Annotated in this window: 15 protein-coding genes and 1 pseudogene; 8 read left to right on the top strand and 8 right to left on the bottom strand. The window is 47.7% G+C overall.

Annotation, left to right across the window (positions count from 1 at the left end; translation table 11 throughout):
- Nucleotides 1-70 precede the first annotated feature (70 nt).
- A complete protein-coding gene (gene betI / locus C1H71_RS18950; RefSeq protein ID WP_130107956.1) occupies nt 71-664 on the bottom strand; it encodes a transcriptional regulator BetI in 594 nt (197 codons plus the stop codon).
- Nucleotides 665-1,325: 661 nt separating this feature from the next.
- Between betI and C1H71_RS18945 the strand changes: the two genes are divergently transcribed.
- Complete coding sequence (locus C1H71_RS18945; RefSeq protein WP_130107955.1) at nt 1,326-3,323, top strand: BCCT family transporter; 1,998 nt, start codon at nt 1,326-1,328, stop codon at nt 3,321-3,323.
- 299 nt (nt 3,324-3,622) lie between these two features.
- Here the strand turns inward: C1H71_RS18945 and C1H71_RS18940 are convergent, their stop codons facing one another.
- The 4 genes and pseudogenes from C1H71_RS18940 to C1H71_RS18925 form a co-directional block, all read right to left on the bottom strand.
- The gene (locus tag C1H71_RS18940; protein WP_130107954.1) at nt 3,623-4,762 is read right to left on the bottom strand and encodes a pyridoxal-phosphate-dependent aminotransferase family protein; all 1,140 of its coding nucleotides are present in this window, start codon (nt 4,760-4,762) and stop codon (nt 3,623-3,625) included.
- 255 nt (nt 4,763-5,017) lie between these two features.
- Nucleotides 5,018-5,726 (bottom strand): annotated as a pseudogene (locus C1H71_RS18935) (transposase); the annotation flags it as partial.
- Between the two features lie 77 nt (nt 5,727-5,803).
- Entirely contained in the window at nt 5,804-6,901 is a 1,098-nt protein-coding gene (locus C1H71_RS18930) for a glycerol dehydrogenase (protein WP_130107953.1), read from the bottom strand.
- A gap of 472 nt (nt 6,902-7,373) precedes the next feature.
- On the bottom strand, nt 7,374-7,955 hold the full coding sequence (locus tag C1H71_RS18925) for a hypothetical protein (protein WP_130107952.1): 582 nt from the start codon (nt 7,953-7,955) through the stop codon (nt 7,374-7,376).
- A 541-nt stretch (nt 7,956-8,496) separates the two neighbouring features.
- Between C1H71_RS18925 and C1H71_RS18920 the strand changes: the two genes are divergently transcribed.
- The 3 genes from C1H71_RS18920 to cysS all read left to right on the top strand — a co-directional run bounded on the left by C1H71_RS18920 (nt 8,497) and on the right by cysS (nt 12,397).
- Nucleotides 8,497-9,282 carry an endonuclease/exonuclease/phosphatase family protein gene (locus C1H71_RS18920; RefSeq protein ID WP_262488332.1) on the top strand — a complete coding sequence of 262 codons (786 nt, stop codon included), beginning with the start codon at nt 8,497-8,499 and terminating at the stop codon, nt 9,280-9,282.
- A gap of 66 nt (nt 9,283-9,348) precedes the next feature.
- Entirely contained in the window at nt 9,349-10,512 is a 1,164-nt protein-coding gene (gene clsB, locus C1H71_RS18915) for a cardiolipin synthase ClsB (RefSeq protein ID WP_130107951.1), read from the top strand.
- Between the two features lie 505 nt (nt 10,513-11,017).
- Nucleotides 11,018-12,397, top strand: a complete 1,380-nt coding sequence (gene cysS / locus C1H71_RS18910) for a cysteine--tRNA ligase (protein ID WP_130107950.1) — start codon at nt 11,018-11,020, stop codon at nt 12,395-12,397.
- A gap of 107 nt (nt 12,398-12,504) precedes the next feature.
- On the opposite strand, the gene C1H71_RS18905 is transcribed toward cysS, so the two are convergent.
- Complete coding sequence (locus C1H71_RS18905) at nt 12,505-13,404, bottom strand: DMT family transporter (RefSeq protein WP_130107949.1); 900 nt, start codon at nt 13,402-13,404, stop codon at nt 12,505-12,507.
- A gap of 293 nt (nt 13,405-13,697) precedes the next feature.
- Between C1H71_RS18905 and C1H71_RS18900 the strand changes: the two genes are divergently transcribed.
- A complete protein-coding gene (locus C1H71_RS18900; protein ID WP_130107948.1) occupies nt 13,698-14,591 on the top strand; it encodes a LysR family transcriptional regulator in 894 nt (297 codons plus the stop codon).
- Between the two features lie 80 nt (nt 14,592-14,671).
- On the opposite strand, the gene C1H71_RS18895 is transcribed toward C1H71_RS18900, so the two are convergent.
- Nucleotides 14,672-15,235, bottom strand: a complete 564-nt coding sequence (locus C1H71_RS18895) for a DUF4442 domain-containing protein (RefSeq protein WP_130107947.1) — start codon at nt 15,233-15,235, stop codon at nt 14,672-14,674.
- Nucleotides 15,236-15,280: 45 nt separating this feature from the next.
- Complete coding sequence (gene cadR / locus C1H71_RS18890; protein WP_130107946.1) at nt 15,281-15,712, bottom strand: Cd(II)/Pb(II)-responsive transcriptional regulator; 432 nt, start codon at nt 15,710-15,712, stop codon at nt 15,281-15,283.
- Between the two features lie 248 nt (nt 15,713-15,960).
- On the opposite strand from cadR, the gene C1H71_RS18885 reads away from it, so the two are divergent.
- The 3 genes from C1H71_RS18885 to C1H71_RS18875 are packed head-to-tail and all read left to right on the top strand — an operon-like array spanning nt 15,961 to nt 17,669.
- Entirely contained in the window at nt 15,961-16,632 is a 672-nt protein-coding gene (locus C1H71_RS18885; protein ID WP_130107945.1) for a CsgG/HfaB family protein, read from the top strand.
- Nucleotides 16,632-16,991: a DUF4810 domain-containing protein gene (locus C1H71_RS18880; RefSeq protein ID WP_130107944.1), complete on the top strand. Its 360-nt coding sequence runs from the start codon at nt 16,632-16,634 to the stop codon at nt 16,989-16,991. Before C1H71_RS18885 ends, C1H71_RS18880 begins: the two co-directional genes overlap by 1 nt.
- A 9-nt stretch (nt 16,992-17,000) precedes the next feature.
- Nucleotides 17,001-17,669 (top strand): DUF799 domain-containing protein, encoded by a 669-nt coding sequence (locus C1H71_RS18875; protein ID WP_130108302.1) that lies wholly within the window; start codon nt 17,001-17,003, stop codon nt 17,667-17,669.
- The last annotated feature ends 148 nt before the right edge of the window (nt 17,670-17,817 follow it).

Below are 17,817 nucleotides of genomic sequence, written 5' to 3'. Positions count from 1 at the left end.
GGTGCTGCTTATTAAAACTCGGGAAACATTGATCAACAGGCGTTCAGGCCGTGGTCGTTTGATGTGTGTTTTAGCTCGCCTGCTTGGCTAATTGGTAATCCATGTATTCATAAGCGATTTGTTGCGCCTGCCTTGTGTCGAAAGAATCACCTGACAGTGCACCGCGTAACCACAGACCGTCAATCAAGGCTGCCAAGCCGCGTGCTGCGCTGCGCGCATCGGGTAGAGGCAGAACCCGCCGGAACTGGCAACACAGATTCGAGTACAGGCGGCGATCGTTGATTCGCTGCAATCTGTGTAAAGACGGGTGGTGCATGCTGGCGGCCCAAAAGGCTAGCCAAGTTTTCATGGCGGGGCTGTTGACTTGGCTGGCATCGAAGTTACCTTCGATAATGACTTGGAGATGCGCACGTGGGCTGTTGTCTTCCAACGCATTTCGCTGTACGTGGACGTTCTCGGTCAAAGTATTCATTAGGTACCGCATCGTGGCGGCGAGCAGGCCATTTTTACCCTGAAAATAGTGACTGATGATGCCATTTGAAACCCCCGCAAAACGGGCGATCATGGCAATGCTAGCATCTTCCATTCCGACCTGATCAATGGCCATCAACGTGGCGTTTATCAACTGCTGGCGGCGAATAGGGTGCATACCGACCTTAGGCATGGTGCATCTCTCTTTATGCTTTGAAACGAGTGTTGAGCATCCGTTGTCTTTGAAAGACAGTCTATTTTGTTTTAATTGAACGTTCAATTAAAAAAGAATAAGCTCTACGACAAATGATTACGATATATCGTTTTTTCCTAGTAAAAATAGCAACACATGGCATCGACAAATTCCTGAGGCCTGTCGAATAAGCAAAGGCATTCTCATTGAGGGTGCAATTTTTTTTGCCCGTGAGCGTAGCAATCAACACCGTTTATGTGAGGTGAGGGCCTTTTTATTGGCCATGTCTGCGTTAATGGTTAAAAACTGAAATCAAGATTTTTTTAATTAGAAAATAGCGGCGAATGCAATAAACGCGGTCTTTGTGCGGGGCTTATGAGCCCCGTAGCAGCCTCGATTGTTCACAGCAAGGGGATGGGTCACTAAAAAGATCTGTTTGTTTTTTTGCTTAGTGGCAATGCCGCTTTATGCAAAAAGCAGTGCGCAAGAAAAAAACGTGCACACCCGATTTAAAGAGTAAGTATCTACTCAACTCTATTTCAACATTTTACGCAGACATAGCCTGTTTAGTGCCAGTCGGTCAACGGCTAACGCAACGACTGGGCGCGGGTAAAGTGTTGTTTTTTGTTCTTCTTATCGCCCAGTCTGGAGCATCTGCGTCATGAGTTCTGCCTCTCTTATAAAGACCTCGCCAGAAAAGGTGCAGGTCAACGGTTGGGTGTTCTACACCTCTACCGTAATGATATTGTTACTGACTGCCATTTTGATCGCCGCTCCGCAAGAGGCCGGTCGAGTGCTGGGTGTGGCCCAAGCTTGGTTGTCGCGTAGCTTTGGCTGGTATTACATGATCGTGATCGCCGCCTACCTGTTATTTGTCGTTGGTGTAGGGTTTTCGTCTTATGGCAAGCTCAAATTGGGCAGCAAAGACGATACACCGGATTTCAGTTACGGAGCCTGGACTGGGATGCTGTTCTCCTCGGGCATTGGCATTTCGCTACTGTATTTCGGCGCGTCAGAACCGCTTGACCACTACTTTAACCCGCCCGAAGGCACGGCAGCCACCGCTCAGGCCGCCCGCCAAGCTTTGCAGCTGACCTTCCTGCACTGGGGGCTGCACGGCTGGGCAATCTACGCCTTAGTTGGTTTGGCCGTGGCGTACTTTGCCTATCGGCATAATCAGCCATTGGCGCTGCGTTCAGCGTTGTTCCCGCTAGTGGGCGAACGTTGGGTAAGGGGCGCAGCGGGTCACGCGGTAGATGGATTCGGCATGTTCGTGACGCTATTGGGGCTAGTGACCAATCTGGGGATCGGCTCGATGCAGGTGTCCTCTGGCTTGGAAAACCTGTTCGGGATGGCGCACAGCAATACCAATCTCCTGATCGTGATTATCGTGATGAGCACGGTGGCAACGATCGCAGCTGTGTCCGGCGTGGAAAACGGAATCCGCCGCCTATCCAACCTTAACATCGTGCTATTTAGCGGGTTGTTGATTTTTGTTTTGTTGTTCGGCCCAACCCTGCACCTGCTTAATGGTTTTGTGCAGAATATTGGTGATTACATGAACGGCATCGTACTGAAAACTTTCGATCTCTATGTATATACAGGTGATGGCGAGAAAGCCGAACGTTGGATGGGCTTGTGGACGGTGTTTTACTGGGCGTGGTGGATTTCATGGGCTCCATTTGTGGGCATGTTCATCGCGCGTATTTCTCGTGGTCGTACGGTGCGTGAACTGGTGGCGGGCGTACTACTGATTCCACTGGGCTTCACCCTCGCTTGGTTATCGATCTTCGGGAATTCAGCGCTTGATCTGGTGCTCAATCATGGCGCAGTAGAGTTGGGGCGAACAGCCCTAGAGCAACCGTCGATGTCGATCTATCTGTTGCTTGAGCACTACCCCGCGTCGAAGGTGGTGATCGGCGTGTCGATCTTTGTTGGCTTTGTACTATTTCTGACCCCCGCAGATTCTGGCGCGGTGATGATGGCTAATCTTTCTTGCAAAGGCGGCAATGTTGACGAAGATGCGCCGCACTGGTTGCGAATCTTTTGGTCATTGGTGATCACTCTAGTAACCATCGGGCTCTTGTTCGCTGGTAATTTCGAAGCAATGCAAACCATGGTGGTGCTGGCGGGGCTGCCCTTTTCGGTGGTGTTGATCTTTTTTATGTTTGGCTTGCACAAGGCCATGCGTCAGGATGTCGCCATCGAACAGGAGCAAGCGCAACTTGCTGAACGTGGGCGTCATGGTTTCAGTGAGCGCTTGACCGCTCTAGACCTGCACCCTACCCAAGCAGTAGTACAGTGCTTTATGGATCGTAAAGTGATGCCAGCTCTCGAAGTGGCGGCTGTGCTATTGCGTGATCAAGGCTTGGATGTGAAGACTTTGCTTGGCAAGTCCAAGCGCTGCATGGGCGTGCGGATCGAGATGGGTGAGGGAAACCCATTTGTCTATGAGGTGAGCTTGGACGGCTATCAGACGCCCCCAAGCGAATCACCAGAAGATGATGAAGGGCGTACGCGTTACTACCGGGCTGAGGTTTATCTGTACAACGGCAGCCAGGAATACGACCTAATGGGCTTCTCTCCGGAGCAAATTACCCGCGATGTGCTCGATCAGTTCGAAAGCCACCGGCAGCTTCTTGGCCGTGTTTATAGCTAAAAATCGATTCGTGTGACCACATCCCTAGGCTCTGTTTGACATTTTCCCAAACAAATCACCTAGGGTCTGTTAACGTTTCATTCACGGCTGCGTTTGGCCCAGTTTTGGGGCTCAGCGCAATGGCGAATAAAATGTCAACAGACCCTAATTATCCATAATCCTAAGCAAAAAAAGCAAAGGGACTAAACCGCCCCTTTGCTGATATACATGAAATTTTTTTTCAAATAATGAAAAATGCAGCCAAGCCATTTATCGCGCACAACAGGCCCGACTTTTTGCACCGCGCTTCAAACAAATACTTAACGCAGCGCTGCCGCCAAAGCATGGACGCACAACGCAATATTTTCGCGCCTTGCACCGTAGCCCATCAGGCCGACTCGCCATGCTTTACCTGCCAGCACACCTAAGCCTGCGCCGATTTCTAAGTTGTAATCTTCTAGCAACACCTTACGCACCGCTGCATCGTCTACGCCAGCAGGAATATGTACGGTATTAAGCTGAGGCAGGCGGTAGGCTTTATCGACTACAAACTCCAAGCCCAAAGATTCCAGACCATGGCGTAGCAATTGATGCATATTTGCATGGCGCTGCCACGCGTTTTCTAAGCCTTCATTGGCAAGGAGTCGCAAAGATTCATGCAAGGCATACAGCGTATTTACTGGCGCTGTATGGTGATAGCTACGCTTAGCGCCACCTGTAGCATTGCCCCAATAGCCCATGACCAAGCTCTGATCCAGAAACCAACTTTGCACCGGTGTTTTACGCGCTTTTAATTTAGCGACGGCCGCGTCAGAGAAAGAAAGCGGAGATAAACCCGGCACGCAAGATAGACATTTTTGACTGCCTGAATAAACAGCATCAATGCCCCAATCGTCCACGCGTAGCTCTACGCCACCAAGTGACGTCACCGCGTCTACAATTGTCAGGCAATCGTATTGCTTTGCCAGCGCAGATAAAGTTTTTGCATCAGATAGCGCGCCAGTAGAGGTCTCTGCATGCACAAAAGCTAAAAACTTGGCTTCTGGGTGCGCTTTAAGTGCATCTTCTACTTGATTTGGGTTGACGGGCTCACCCCAAGCATTGTCCACCAGTACGGCAATTGCCCCCAAGCGCTCCACGTTTTGACGCATGCGTTCGCCAAACACCCCGTTACGGCAAACAATCACCGTTTCGCCAGGTTCAACTAAATTAACAAAACACGCTTCCATTCCCGCCGAACCGGGGGCAGACACCGCCATCGTAACCGGATTTTTAGTCTGAAATGCGTATTGAAGCAGCGTTTTAATCTCATCCATCATGCCTACAAACAGCGGATCTAAGTGCCCCACAGTTGGCTTAGACAGCGCGGCCAGCACGGAAGGGTAAATATCTGATGGCCCAGGGCCCATTAAAATACGATGTGGCGGGAAGAAAGGCATAATCATCGGGGGCGTAAGCATGAGAGGTCTCCTGAGTGGGTATGACATTATCGGACTTTTTGCACCCACCTACGGCAGCGGGAAACACCTATGTTGCTGCAGTGCAAAAAACCATCCATTCTGCGCTATTCGTATGCTGATTTTAAGTGGATTTTCATCCGAAAAACGTACACTTACACTGAGAACAAAGCAGAGCAATGCTCAAAAGCTAAATACCATCCTCAAGAAACGCAATGAAATATATTTTATCGCTAAGATTCGCATCTCTCATTTCACCTTGCTTTGCACGAGCTTCTTTGCAACTTCACGCTTCACATGCGCCCAAATTTGCTCGTCTGGATTTAGTTGTGGCGAATAGGGTGGTAAATAATAGATCTTCAATTTACCTGCCAATTCATTAAGGTAGTCTTTCACTATGTTTGTCTTGTGAATGGAATGACCATCCACAATTAAAATAACGGGCGTGGTGGCGTCCTGCATGAGTCGTTTTAGAAAATTCAGAAAGACTTCCGAATTAACTGACCCTTCATGCACCATAAAACTAAATTCGCCACGAACACCTACCGCAGAGAGCATATTGAGTGAAAAACGGCTGCCTTTTCATAACGCGGCTGATCGAGGCTTTTGATAGCGATTTATTTAATTAATACTGAATCAATTCACCAATCAGCGCTAAAGGCCATAGGCAAAAATTAAATCGATATTGCTATGGTGTATTATCTTTTACGGCGTGTGCAAACCATTGCATTTCTTCTGCTGTTACTTTAGGCGGACGGCCTGAAATAGGTTTGGCTAATAATGCATTTTGACCACCACTGGCAAAATCAGCGAGCCATCGATAGAGTGAGCGCGTATTAATACCAAAGGCTAATGCAACCACTTCTGGGGATTGTCCTTCTTTAACGGCTTTTACCGCACGCTGGCGCATCACTTGTAAAGTGGCGTGATCAATACTGCGTCCATCTGAGTTTTGTTTACATTTCATTTGATAGTTATATCAAACAATGACACTACTTTCTAAATTGTTAGTAAAAGAAAAGGTGATTTTCATCACCTTTTCTTTTATGCATGGATTGATTGGGCGTGTTGCTGGCGTATGCCTAGTTGATTGACCTCCAAAATAGCGCTATACACCGCCATAGGGTCTATTTTGAACGGCCTATTTTGAATAGTTTCACCTTCTGCGCATGCCGCTTTTGCGATACTCATTAGCGCTTCTTTGCTAATGTCAGCAGCCCCAATGTCAGCAAGGCAAGTAGGTAGACCAACACTACGGCAGAAGCCTAATACTTGATAGATTTCTTCAAGTGGTGCATTTTCTAGCGCCAATTGCATCAGTGCACCAAAGGCTACTTTTTCACCATGAAACAAATGGTGGGATTCGTTAAGTAACGGTAGCCTATTATGTACAGCATGGGCAGCTGCCAATTCATCGCTTTCAAAGCCAACGCCACTCATATTGGCTTCAATGATGTTTTCTACCTCTGGGGTTAGCGTTTTACTCTCAACCGCTAATTTGGCTTTTAGGCCATTTTTTAATAATGTTTGATAACAAAGATCGGCCACAAGCATTGCGGCTTTTGTAGGCATATCGCCAGTCATGCCCGAGCGTAAATTGGCGCGAGCTTCAAAATATGTAGCTAATGCATTACCCATCCCAGACACCAATAAGCGCACAGGGGCTTGAGCAACGATTTGGCTGTCTACGAGCACAACATCTGGTTTTTTAAGTAATCTTAAATAAGATTCAAACTGCCCCGTTTCAGTGTAAATCACCGATAAAGCACTGCTAGGAGCATCAGTGGAAGCAGTCGTGGGAACAATCACCACCGGCACATTAAATAAATGCGCAACCGCTTTGGCGGTATCCAGTGTTTTACCGCCCCCCACACCGATTACCACCTTAATATCTTGAGCCTTACAAATGGTCACCAAGCGATCAATTTCTTTGCGGGAGCATTCGCCTTCACACGTTTCCATATAAAAAACAGCATGTGCATCGCCAAAACTTTTAGCAATAATCGGGCTAACAATATGCTTGACTTTACCTCCGCTGATAATGAGTGCCGAATCGCCTAATTGCAGGCTATGCTTGGCTAAAGAAGATAACACTCCTTGGCCTTGTATATATTTACTGGGGGTTGAGTTAATCTTTTCCATTTCATTTTCTCCTTACTAGCTAGCTCCAATTAGACTTAATTGCTAGCTATTATTTTCAATGTTTTTTCTACGGGTGAATGTGATTGTTTTACAGTTGATAATTAATTTTTTGAAGGGTGAAAAATAGTTATGCCAAAGGCGTATTGCTTGCTTGAGTTTAACAAAGACAGTCATTCTGGCAATCGCCCTGCAAAATTAACTCATCATTAAGAGAGTTTTAATCGTCATATTAAATTAGAGAAACTGCCATGCGAAAGTCGTGGGCAACTTATCACGCAAAACCCTAGCCGAGGCCGGTTCAACCGTGCCTGACTCGCTCCACAAGCAGGGCATGAGTTTTGCCTATACCTACAAGCGCCGCGCTAAGCTTGGCGCAATGGAGGTTTTAACGATGATGCGCAGAAAAACAGAGAATGAGAGCGCACTTTTAAGCGCGCTTAAAAGTAAAGGGAATACCCCCCACTTCGACTCGTTATTGCGATCTAAACCCTGCTGGGACGCCCCATATATATTTAAGGATAATCCCTTTTTGATTCTTATTTGCCGCATAAAAAACAGCTTGATGATAATAAATGTATAAAGCTACCGGGTAAGATAAAAAAGTAGGCAGAAAATTGCCGATAAAATCACTGGCCATCCCAATGTTGCCGTTGTTTATGAAGGTATTTAAATAGTAAACATAACTTGAGCTAAGGTAGAGTTGGTATCCCCACCAATGCCAAGTCACTTTAGTGACGTTACCAGCCGCTTGTGAAGCAGCGTTTTCTGTAAAAACGATCGTGTTTTCGCCAACAAAAGTAACCGTTTTTTCCTCCCCTAAAGAATCAGTAGGAGGACTGGTTAGTACGTGGTCTCTGTATTGTTGTGTAATCGAAACATTTCTATCTTGGTCAATAATAAGATAGCCGGCTTCAACAAGATCCAACATTTCCTGAGGGATTTCTCCATCTTCAGGAATTTCCATATCGTCTGTCGATTGGGAGTTTAGATCTGTTTTACCTGGAACACTGTTTGATCGTGCCAATGCATGCACGCTGTCTACGTATTTTTCCATTTTTTTCTCTATTTAATTATAAATTAAAATAAATTATCGTCACGCTGATGCATTCGCAGCAAATAGGTGTACCCCTGCGTTTTTATTTGAGTCGTTTGCATTAAGCGGCGAATTCCAAAATGAAATGTTTACTTCTTTTACCCCCTTAATGATTAAATTATAAAACATGAGTTTAACTACATTCTTTCTGTAAGTGAAATTATAATATTGGTATTTTGTAATATCGTGGCTCTGTTGAGGTTTGCTGGGTGCACAGAATAGAGTGGAAACTAAAGTGCGGCGTTTCAAACCAGCGGGGGCGTGACTTTAATTGCCACAGGAGGGGGCGGAAATGCACCAATGACTGTGCGTTTAGGGTAAAGACTTGCGCCACAAAACGTGAATACAGTCCGACACATTGGGCCGTAAGCCCGTAGAATCACTGAGGATCTAATAAAAAAGAGTGGAAATCATCCGAAATGCGGACATAAGGCTTTGATTGATTGCCCCGATATCGAATGTTTTTAATGTGTTTTTGGCCTCCATCCTTGACGGTAAAATATTGATTAATAATGAATTTTCTCTAAAGGTTGCAACTTACAATATTCACAAGGGGTTGTCGCTCTTTAACCAGCGATTGGTGGTGCATGATGTACGCGAAGCCTTGCAGTCGCTTGCGCCAGATTTAATTTTTTTGCAAGAAGTGCAAGGTGCGCATAGCCAGCGCGACAAGCGCTTTGCCACTTGGCCTAGCATCCCGCAGCACGAGTTTTTGGCAGGAGATCTTCATACCGCTTATGGCTTAAACGCACGCTATAAGCTGGGCCATCATGGCAATGCTTTGCTTTCGCGTTTTCCTATCGTGCGTTGGCACAATCATGATTTAACCCTGCATCGATTTGAGCAGCGTGGTGTTTTGCACTGTGAATTAGCCGTACCAGGCTGGTCTCAGCCCTTGCATGCGCTGTGCGTGCATCTCAACTTACGCGCAATGGATAGGCGTAAGCAGGTGAAAATACTGATTGAGCGGGTATTGAATGATGTGCCACACGATGCACCTTTGGTTTTGGCGGGGGATTTTAACGACTGGCGTGGCGAAGCCACGATGCAATTTGCCCGAGAGTTGGGCTTAATCGAGGCTTTTAATGCCCTTCACGGCGTATCGGCTAAGAGTTTTCCGGCGCAATTACCAATGTTGTCGCTAGATAGAATCTACTTACGTGGCTTTACCGTGCAAGCGGCCAATGTATTGGGTGGAATACCGTGGTCTAATTTATCGGACCATGTGCCCTTATATACGGTATTACACAGAACCGAAGAGGGAATTTTAGTTCCTAGTCACAATTAATGCCTACCCAGCAAGCAAGCTTGGGGCGATTAGGTGGATATTTTTAAAAAAACATGAGGCTGACTTATGTATGTGGCGGGAAATCGTTTCAAATTGCTTTTTAATGGTGCCGATTATTTTCCTGCGCTCATTGACGCTATCTCAATCGCCAAGCATGAGGTGTTTTTAGAAAGCTATTTATTTGAGGCCGATGAGGTTGGTATTGCGGTGATGCAAGCATTGATGGCCGCGGCACAACGTGGTGTTAGGGTTAATTTACAGCTAGATGGCTTTGGCGCTGGCCATTTAGTAGCAACATGGCAAGAGCAATTAACGCAGTCCGGCGTGCGGCTTTTGTTCTTTAGACCAGAGGTCAAAGCCTTGTCATTCGATAGGCAGCGTTTACGCCGATTGCATCGAAAATTAGCCGTAATTGATGCAACAGTCGCCTTTATTGGGGGGATTAACATCCTTTCGGATGTCGAACCCAATCAAACGGGCTGGGCGCCGCGCTACGATTATGCTGTGCGTATGATTGGGCCTTTGGTGTTGCAATTGCACGAATCGGTAGACCATTTATGGCGACATACCGCATGGGTGCAATTACACCCCGACTGGGCAAAGAAAAGCAGGCTCAAGCCATCCCCCATGATATTAGGGCGTGCCCGTGGGCAATTTTTGTATCGGGATAATCTGCGCCACCGTGGTGATATTGAGCGTGAATACCTACAGGCAATTACGCGGGCAAGGCATGAGATCATTATTGCCAATGCTTATTTTTTGCCTGGCTATCGCTTTCGCCGCGCTTTAATTCAAGCGGCCAAGCGTGGGGTTAGTGTGGTGCTATTGGTGCAAGGCAGGGTGGAGCATCGCTTATTGCATTACGCCAGCCTAGGTTTTTATCAGCAATTTTTAAATGCAGGGATAGAAATCTATGAGTATGAAAAAGGTTTTATGCACGCCAAAGTTGCGACGATTGATAGCATTTGGTCTACGGTAGGCTCTAGTAATTTAGATCCATTTAGCCTCTTGCTCGCGCGCGAGGCAAATATCTTTGTGCGCGAAAAGGCCTTCGCTGCGGAGCTGCGGGCCGATCTGCGCCGCGCCTTACTTGAAGACGCTCGGCAAATTAAAAAAAGCACGGTGGAGCGTGATCGCTGGGTTTACCGCGTAATTCCCTGGCTCTGCCATGCGGTAGTGCGTTTGATGATGGGGATTAGCGGCTATGGTGGGCGACGCTATTTGGAGTAGCACGCTTTGCTTGCTCTCTGAGCATGACGCTGCGAGATCCAAGAGAAGGTGCCGTTTACAAAAAGGGCGGAAAGCACCAGTAGATGCTGCAATATGGATTACGTCGCTTTTTTAGCGGGCTAAAAATGGATATGGCTTAAGCTTGGTCAGTTAATTCATGCTTGGGGAAATGTGAAAGCGGTTTTGTAATTCTTGCAGTAGTGCTTTAGCGTAAGTTTTTACTGCGCCGGATGAGGTACGATCTTTGCGTGGAATATTGCTGCCGGTGACGTATTTTTTTCTTCGTACCCAGCAAGTTGGTTGTCTGGTGTTTTAGTGCTGGCACAAGCGCCAAAAAATAACATTGTAACTGCAGTAGCTTTAAGTATTTACATATGATTTTGTCATTAAACACTACTGATGTTAAGTGAATATGTGCACCGAACATTCATAAAGCAAAGGCTTATGCAGCGCAGGCTGGGCAGCTTTGGTAGAATCGCCCTTTTACGCAAATGAAACCGCTTCCATGTTAAACGTCTACAACACTCTGGCACGCGAAAAACAGCTCTTTCAGCCCATTACAGAGGGCAAGGTGAATATGTATGTCTGCGGCATGACCGTCTATGACTACTGTCATCTTGGGCACGCCCGCATGGTGGTGGTGTTTGATATGGTGGCACGCTGGTTGCGCGCTTCGGGCTATGCGCTCAATTATGTGCGTAATATCACCGATATCGATGACAAAATCATTAAACGTGCGCTAGAAAACGGCGAAGCCATCAATGCGCTAACTGGCCGATTTATTGCAGCAATGAATGAAGATTTTGATGCGTTGGGCGTGATTCGCCCAGACCACGAGCCACGCGCTACCGAGCATGTGCAAGGCATGCACGAGTTGATCGCCAGCCTGATCGCCAAGGGTTTAGCGTATCCCGCACCCAATGGTGACGTGTATTTCGCAGTGCGTAAGTTTGCAGGCTACGGCAAATTATCTGGCAAATCCCTCGATGACTTACGCGCTGGCGAGCGCGTGGATGTCGATGTCAACAAGCAAGATCCGTTGGATTTTGTGTTGTGGAAAGCCGCTAAAACCGATGAGCCGCAAGATGCTAAATGGGCTTCGCCTTGGGGGGAAGGGCGTCCGGGTTGGCATATAGAATGCTCGGCCATGAGTTGCCATCACTTGGGTAGCCATTTTGACATTCATGGTGGCGGCGCAGATTTGCAATTTCCGCATCACGAAAACGAAATCGCCCAATCTGAAGGCGCGCACGGCCATGCTTATGTGAACTACTGGATGCATAACGGCTTTATTCGGGTGGATAACGAGAAAATGTCGAAAAGCCTCAGTAATTTCTTCACCATCCGTGAAGTGCTTGAAAAGTATGATCCTGAAGTAGTGCGCTTCTTTATCTTGCGTGCTCATTACCGCAGTCAGCTTAATTATAGCGATGCCCATCTAGATGATGCGAAAGGAGCATTAAATCGCTTTTACACCACACTAAAAAATGTGCCAGCCGATGATACGACTATCGACTGGAGTAGCAGCTATGCTGAGCGTTTTAAAGTGGCGATGGATGATGACTTTAATACTGTAGAAGCGGTTGCCGTCTTGTTTGAACTGGCTTCAGAGGTAAATAAACAGCAATCAGCAGTCTTGGCGGGCCAGCTTAAAGCACTAGGCGCAATCTTGGGCTTGTTGCAGCGTGATGCCGTTGCTTATTTGCAAGCAGGTATTGGCGAAGACGAATACAGCGCAGAGGCGATTGAAACGCTGATCATCGCCCGTAAGGCGGCCCGTGTTGCTAAAAACTTTGCTGAATCAGACCGCATTCGGGATGCGTTGATTGCGGCGGGCATTGTGCTAGAAGACAACGCGCAGGGCACTACTTGGCGGCGGAGTTAAACCCCTTCGTTATTAAGTTTAAAAAAGAGCACTTGAAGTGTAATGCCTTTGTCATGATGCTTGCTCCCTTCGCCAGAGTGGCGGCTTATGCTTTTGCCTAAGTCGCCTCACTCACTAGCCACCCGCTGCCCCCACCAAACCCCTGCCAGCGCCAGCACTCCGCCTACTGCATGGTAAGCATAGAGCTGTTCGTCCAGTAGGGTGGATGCCGCCAGCGCTACAAATAAAGGGAGTAGGTTCATAAAGAGGCTGGCGCGGGCTGGGCCGAGGATTTTTATGCCGTTCATCCAGAAGAACGGTGCGCCGATTGAGGCGGGAATGCCTGCATACAAAATCAAGGGGATATTTTGTGCAGTAATGGGCGAGACGGGGGCCAGCCACCAGAAGGGCAATAGCATCAGAATGCCAAACCCAACTTGCACATACAGCTGCTGCCAGGTTGATAGCGGCAGTGCCCAACGTTTCAGCAACACGCCGTAGAGCGCATTTGATGCCACAGCGATCAGCATAAGCGCGTCGCCTAGCTGCACTGCGCCGTGAAGCAAAGTGGCGGGCTGGCCGTGGGTGCAGAGGATCAGTAGGCCTAAAAGAGATAATCCCACCCCGCCGAATCGCGCTGCTGTGAGTGCTTCACCCACAAATAAACTGGCTAACAGGGTAGAAAATAGCGGCATTAAAGCCACTACCACGCCCATATGGATGGCCGAGGTGGTTTTTGCCGCTTCATAAGCCAGCCCCTGATACATGCCCATACCTAAACACCCTAGGAAAGCGAGCTTGGGCCAGTGCGCCGCCACAATGGCGCGTTGTTGCCACACGGTGCGTAATACAAACGGTGTTAAAACCAGCCCTGCCAGCAGCCAGCGGTAAAAAGCAATGGCTGCGGGCTCAATCACCACGGCGGCGGCTTTGGTAACAAGGGTGTTGCCTGTCCAGATCAGGATGGCCAGTAGGGGGTAGAAAGAAGAATTGATAGCTACAGGGGCGGCTGGAGTGATGGGTTGCATAATGATTTAGCCCGTCATAAGAAGATAGCCCTATCGTCCAGCAAGCCTTACTATTGTGTAAATTGACATTATTGCAATCCATTGCTGCATTTTTTGCATGTATTTGCACGCTAGCGGTGATGCTTTGAGTATGGTGCCTCACAAAAACACGCTGTATCTCTGATAAAAAACGTTGAGGTAGGGTGTGGCAACGCCGCTAATTAGCTAATTTTTAACGTTCTTTTTGTAAAGCGTCTTGTTTTCTGTGATTTAAGATCTGGATTTTTGCTGTGTTGCAGCATAGGAAAGTTGCCGTGAAATATCTTGATTTCAATTTGTTATTAGATCTGGACGCACTGTTGCGCGAAGGCAGTGTGGTAGGTGCTGCACGGGCATTGCATCTTAGCCCGCCTGCGATGAGCCGCCGTTTAACGCGTTTACGCGAAGCCATTGGCGATCCCTTGTTTGTCCCCGCTGGGCGCGGCCTTGTGCCAACACCACGGGCGCTGGCTTTGCATGCGCGGGTAAGGGCGGCCATTGAAGAAGTGCAGAGCGTGTTTACGCCACAAGAGGTAGATTTTACCCGTCTGCAACGCACGTTTACTTTGCGTGCCAACGATGGTTTTTTAGGGGCGTGGGCCAGTCGGCTGGCTGCGGCCCTGCGGGTTGAAGCGCCTGATATCTCCTTACATTTTGTTTCCCGTGCGGATAAAAATATTGAAGCCTTGCGTAATGGCAGTATCGATCTGGATATCGGTGTGGCGGGGCGAGTAGAGCCGGAGGTTTACAATCAGCCGCTGTTTAGTGCTTCTTTTGTTGGCGTGGTACGGGCAGGCCATCCCCTTGCGGGCCAAGTGGTGAGCGCAGAGGATTTTGTGGCGTGGCCGCATATTTCTGCATCGCGGCGTGGTCAAGAGGCGGGCCGTATGGATGCTGCGCTTAACGCCTTGGGCTTGCAACGGCGCGTGGCGATAGTGGCACCTGGCTTTCAGGCGGCGCTGATGATGGCGGCCAGCTCAGATTTTATTACCGCCATGCCCGAGCCTTTTGTCCGCTGGGCCATGCCGCAGCATCATCTATATTGCTTTGAGCTGCCGGTTATGATGGCGGGCGTGGAGATTAGTCAGAGCTGGCACACCCGCCACCACGCTGATCCGGTCCACCGCTGGCTGCGGGGGCATGTGCAGGCTATTTGTCATGATGAGTAATGATTGGCATGGGGGTTTGCACGATGGGTCGATAAAAATGCTAAGCAAGGCTTTCAAAAGTCAGCGAGCACTCTGTGCATTTAATCCCCTGCGTTCTCTGTGGTGAGTAAATCCCTCTTTGCTCGACGCTCGGCCATTTTATTGTCGTATGTGCTTTTATGTGCAATGTATAAAACACGCTCGACTTCGGCGCAGACATAGCCTTTTTGATCGATCAATTGCACAGGGTAGACGCGGTCTATTTCTGGGGTGAGGGCGAGCAGGTCACGGATTTCTGTAAGTTCAGCTTCGTCGACTCTGAATTCGACCACCAGCGTGCCACGGCCTGGGCGTTTAAAGCGGATGGTGCCGCCTTTATCCCACACTACATAATCGTCCCCCAGATTAAAATACAAGATGCTCATATAAAATGGGTCGGTGGCGGCAAACATGCTGCCGCCAAAAATCGTGCCATTGATATTGCGCGTCTTCCAATTGAGCGGTAGCTCTACGCGGATATAGCGCACATCAGGAGATACGGCGGTCACTTTGCAGCCTGTGCGGCGAATGGCGGGAAACCAGTTCAAGCCAAATTTCATCAGCTTTGCAACAAGGCGCGGGCGGGCGACGATATAGAGGACGATTTTTCTAAAGAAAGGCGACATTCACGAGTCCGGTGGGTGAGGTGTGGATTTTACGTGTGTAAGATATTAGCCTAAATGAGTATGCCGTTCAGGGGTATTGCTGACTTCCATATTGTTTAAACCTTGCACAATGCCGCAGTCTTGCACCGCTTGCTCGCTCTGGCACTGCTGCCTTAGCGTTTTAAGCTGCGTTTCCAGCTTAAGCAGCTCTTGAATCCTGACGCTGACATGCTCTATATGTGCGTCGAGCAGATTATTTACCGAGTGACAGTTGTCTTCAGGCTGGTCCATTAATTGCAATAAGGCTCGGATTTCCTGGTGCGTCATATCCAGTGCACGACAGTTACGAATAAAGCTTAAGCGCTCTAGATGTAGCTCGCTGTAATCACGATAATTGCCGCTGGTGCGGGCAGGCTCGGGCAGCAGAGACTCCTTTTCGTAATACCTTACCGTTTCAACTGTGCATTGTGCAGCTTGGGCGAGCTCACCGATTTTCATAATGCATACTCTTTAATAATGGTTAGGCCGCTTAGGCTTTAGTTTGCTGCTTCAGGATTGCACCGTATTGCTTGCAAGCGTTGGGGGTAAGAGCGCTGAAAATATATAAGTAGTAAATGAGCTGGTGTTGTATTGCGCAAGGGAAAGAATGGCTAATGTAAGAGAGTCTTATGACAAAATCAAATTTACTCTTACTAAATGCCTAAGTATGATGCGGAGCCTTGCTTCAAAAAAACGGAAACAAATTTATGAAACAGCTCAGAGCGATTCCTCTTCTTGCCACCGTAGCTTTATTATCCACATTGGCAGGATGCGCAACAGAAAGCTCGCGTTCTTTGGCTGTACAAAAAGTAGAAAGCGCGGCTAGGCCATACGTCGGTGTACGTACGCCAATTGCGGTAGGTAAGTTTGAAAACCGTTCTAGCTATATGCGAGGTATTTTTTCTGATGGCATTGATCGTATGGGCGGGCAATCTAAAACAATTTTAATTACCCATTTGCAACAAACCAATCGTTTTAATGTGCTGGATCGCGACAATCTGGACGAGATGAAGCAAGAGGCCGCCATTAAAAAGCAGGCCCAGTCTCTGAAGGGGGCTGATTATGTAGTAACGGGAGATGTCACCGAATTTGGCCGTAAGGAAGTGGGCGATCAACAATTGTTTGGGTTGTTAGGCCGTGGAAAATCACAAATTGCATATGCCAAAGTAAACTTAAATATTGTCAACATTGCAACGTCTGAAGTGGTGTTTTCAAGCCAAGGCGCTGGCGAATACAGTTTGTCTAACCGTGAAGTTGTAGGCTTTGGTGGTACGGCTAGCTACGATTCAACGCTTAATGGCAAAGTGCTGGAATTAGCGCTGCGTGAGGCGGTGGATAATTTGGTATTAGCGATTGATACAGGTGCTTGGAAACCATAATGAAAAAAATATTCATAAAAAAAACGATGCTTCCCTTTGCATTGTTGGGCGGCGCTTTGTTGGTGGGATGCAGTACCCCTCCTAAAACGCTTTACCAGTGGGAAGGCTATCAAGCGCAGGTTTATGAGTATTTGAAAGGTGAAGCTGCTGAAGAGCAAATCGCTAAACTTGAGGAGGATCTGCAAAAGATTCAGGCAAAGGGAAATACCCCGCCACCAGGTTATCACGCACATTTAGGCTTGCTGTATTCCTCAGTAGGAAAGCTGGATCAGCTAGAAAAAGAACTATTGGCTGAAAAAACGCTCTTCCCAGAGTCTGCTACTTATATGGATTTTTTGCTGAAAAAACACAAGCTTTAAAGGACGATGATGCTAGAAAAAATATTTAAGCTATGTGCTAGCCTATCTGTTGTGGCTTTAGTTGCAGGATGCGCTACGCCTAAAGCGTATGACTATACGGCGTTAAAAGAAAGCCGACCTCGTTCAATTTTGGTGTTGCCACCTGTGAATGAATCCCCTGATGTTAAGGCGACATATAGCATGCTGTCTCAGGTTTCTTATCCCCTAGCAGAGGCGGGTTACTATGTGTTGCCGGTAACGTTGGTTAATGAAACTTTCAAGCAAAATGGCTTGAATAGTGCGGCTGAGATTCATGCTGTTTCGACAGCTAAGTTAAAAGAAATTTTTGGTGCAGATGCGGCGCTTTACATTACGGTCAATAAATACGGCACGACTTATTTAATTATTGATAGCGTGACCGAAGTGACTGCCAATGCGAAATTAGTTGATTTAAAAACCGGCAAATTGTTGTGGGCAGGTGTTGCTTCGGCATCTAGTAGCGAAAGCGGCAATCCTAATGGTGGCGGTATTATTGGTGCCCTTGTAATGGCGGCAATTAAACAAATTGGCAATTCGGTAACGGATGCGGGCCATCCGATTGCAGGCATAGCAAGTCAGCGGCTTTTATCCGCTGGCCATGCAGGTGGGCTTTTATATGGCCCTCGTTCTGTTTCTTATAATAAAGATGCGGTTCATTAAACGAACGAATTGTGTTTGTAGAGTGATTGAGTCATGCCAATGCCAGTCTGTATTATGCGGACTGGCATTTTTTTAAGTTAAAGCGGTGCGTTTTTTGTAATTAGGCATGAGTTGGGAAGTACATTGTTTTTTTAAGGACTTGAAATGT

Origin of the sequence: Iodobacter fluviatilis (assembly GCF_004194535.1) — a bacterium.
GTDB classification, from domain to species: domain Bacteria; phylum Pseudomonadota; class Gammaproteobacteria; order Burkholderiales; family Chitinibacteraceae; genus Iodobacter; species Iodobacter fluviatilis_A.
This window is presented reverse-complemented; position numbering and strand designations above follow the sequence as displayed.

Coding starts and splice junctions, on each gene's coding strand:
- betI (WP_130107956.1), bottom strand. CDS start 664: ATGCCTAAGGTCGGTATGCACCCTATTCGCCGCCAGCAGTTGATAAAC.
- C1H71_RS18945 (WP_130107955.1), top strand. CDS start 1,326: ATGAGTTCTGCCTCTCTTATAAAGACCTCGCCAGAAAAGGTGCAGGTC.
- C1H71_RS18940 (WP_130107954.1), bottom strand. CDS start 4,762: ATGCTTACGCCCCCGATGATTATGCCTTTCTTCCCGCCACATCGTATT.
- C1H71_RS18930 (WP_130107953.1), bottom strand. CDS start 6,901: ATGGAAAAGATTAACTCAACCCCCAGTAAATATATACAAGGCCAAGGA.
- C1H71_RS18925 (WP_130107952.1), bottom strand. CDS start 7,955: ATGGAAAAATACGTAGACAGCGTGCATGCATTGGCACGATCAAACAGT.
- clsB (WP_130107951.1), top strand. CDS start 9,349: ATGTATGTGGCGGGAAATCGTTTCAAATTGCTTTTTAATGGTGCCGAT.
- cysS (WP_130107950.1), top strand. CDS start 11,018: ATGTTAAACGTCTACAACACTCTGGCACGCGAAAAACAGCTCTTTCAG.
- C1H71_RS18905 (WP_130107949.1), bottom strand. CDS start 13,404: ATGCAACCCATCACTCCAGCCGCCCCTGTAGCTATCAATTCTTCTTTC.
- C1H71_RS18895 (WP_130107947.1), bottom strand. CDS start 15,235: ATGTCGCCTTTCTTTAGAAAAATCGTCCTCTATATCGTCGCCCGCCCG.
- cadR (WP_130107946.1), bottom strand. CDS start 15,712: ATGAAAATCGGTGAGCTCGCCCAAGCTGCACAATGCACAGTTGAAACG.
- C1H71_RS18885 (WP_130107945.1), top strand. CDS start 15,961: ATGAAACAGCTCAGAGCGATTCCTCTTCTTGCCACCGTAGCTTTATTA.
- C1H71_RS18880 (WP_130107944.1), top strand. CDS start 16,632: ATGAAAAAAATATTCATAAAAAAAACGATGCTTCCCTTTGCATTGTTG.
- C1H71_RS18875 (WP_130108302.1), top strand. CDS start 17,001: ATGCTAGAAAAAATATTTAAGCTATGTGCTAGCCTATCTGTTGTGGCT.